Origin of the sequence: Mesorhizobium sp. M7A.F.Ca.CA.004.06.1.1 (genome assembly GCF_003999135.1) — a bacterium.
Taxonomy (GTDB): domain Bacteria; phylum Pseudomonadota; class Alphaproteobacteria; order Rhizobiales; family Rhizobiaceae; genus Mesorhizobium.
The window spans coordinates 1-1,346 of sequence record NZ_RZPQ01001109.1 but is presented as its reverse complement, the minus strand read 5'-3'; the positions used below and the strand labels follow the sequence as shown (position 1 = coordinate 1,346).

At 62.3% G+C, this 1,346-nt stretch carries 2 protein-coding genes; both read left to right on the top strand.

The genetic code is table 11. From position 1 onward, the window contains the following. Positions 1-674: aldehyde dehydrogenase family protein (locus tag EN906_RS34280; protein ID WP_127375783.1), on the top strand; the 674-nt coding region annotated here is incomplete at its 5' end. Positions 675-766: 92 nt separating this feature from the next. Beyond that, the gene (locus tag EN906_RS34275; protein ID WP_127266938.1) at positions 767-1,342 is read left to right on the top strand and encodes a DUF1349 domain-containing protein; all 576 of its coding nucleotides are present in this window, start codon (positions 767-769) and stop codon (positions 1,340-1,342) included. Positions 1,343-1,346: the final 4 nt, after the last annotated feature.

Genomic DNA, 1,346 nt, shown 5'->3' with positions numbered 1-1,346 from the left:
TGCTCGACGATGCCGATCTTGCGATCGCCGTCGATTGCGCGCTCAATGGCGCCTTCTTCTCGACCGGCCAGCGCTGCACTGCGTCATCCAGGCTGATTGTGGCTGACGGCATTCACGACCGTTTCGTCGATGCCCTCAAGGACCGCATGAGCAAACTGGTCATCGGCGATGCGCTCGACGCGCAGACCCAGATCGGTCCTGTCGTCGACGCGACGCAGCTGAAGCAGGACGAGGACTATATCGCCATCGGCGTCAGGGAAGGTGCCACGCTCGCCTTCGGCGGCGAGCGGCTCGACCGCAAGACGCCAGGCTTCTATCTGCAGCCGGCATTGCTCACCGAGGCCACCAATGCCATGCGCAGTTCGCGCGAGGAGATTTTCGGACCTGTCGCCAGCGTCATTCGCGTCAAGGACTATGACGAGGCGCTTTCCGTCGCCAACGACACGCCCTTCGGCTTGACCTCCGGCATCTGCACCTCGAGCCTCAAGCATGCCACGCACTTCAAGCGCAATTCGGAGGCCGGAATGGTGATGGTCAACCTGCCGACGGCGGGTGTCGATTTCCATGTTCCCTTCGGCGGCCGCAAGGGCTCGAGCTATGGGCCGCGCGAGCAGGGCCACTATGCGGCGGAGTTCTACACCACGGTGAAGACGGCCTATACGTTCGCAGGCTGATCGGCCGTCGACTGATCAGCCTGACTGATCGGTCACTGCCGACCATGCCGGCAACACCGCCATGCACATCTGGATTGGAGCGGCGCGAAAGGATGACAGCGCAAGATCTGACATGGCTTAACCCGCCGCCGCACCACGCCATCGAGGGCGATAGCGTTCGTGTGCGCACCGGCAAGGAGACCGATTTCTGGCGCGAGACCTTCTACGGTTTCTGGCGCGACAACGGCCACTTCCTGCACCGGCCTGTCGAGGGCGATTTCAGCGCCGAAGTCACGGTCAAGGGCGACTACGAGGTCCTCTATGATCAGGCCGGGCTGATGGTCCGGCTCAGCGAAACGCACTGGATCAAGGCCGGTATCGAGTACACCGACGGCCTTGCCTATTTCTCCGTCGTCGTCACCAACGACACGTCAGACTGGTCGCTGGTCGCCATTCATGCCGATCCGAACGGCGTCAGGATCCGGTTGACCCGTCACGCCGAGGCGATCCGCGTCCAGTACCTCGACGCTTCCGACAGCCACTGGAAGCCTGTGCGGCTTGCCTATTTCCCGACCTCGAAGACGGTCGACATCGGCATGATGTGCTGTTCGCCGCAACGCGAAGGCTTTGAGGTAACGTTCTCGGATTTCTCCCTCGGTCCGCCGATATCGCGGGAATTGCACGATTGAGACG

What these genes read in the sequence shown, in the direction of transcription:
- EN906_RS34275 (WP_127266938.1), top strand. Translation starts at nt 767, where the DNA reads ATGACAGCGCAAGATCTGACATGGCTTAACCCGCCGCCGCACCACGCC.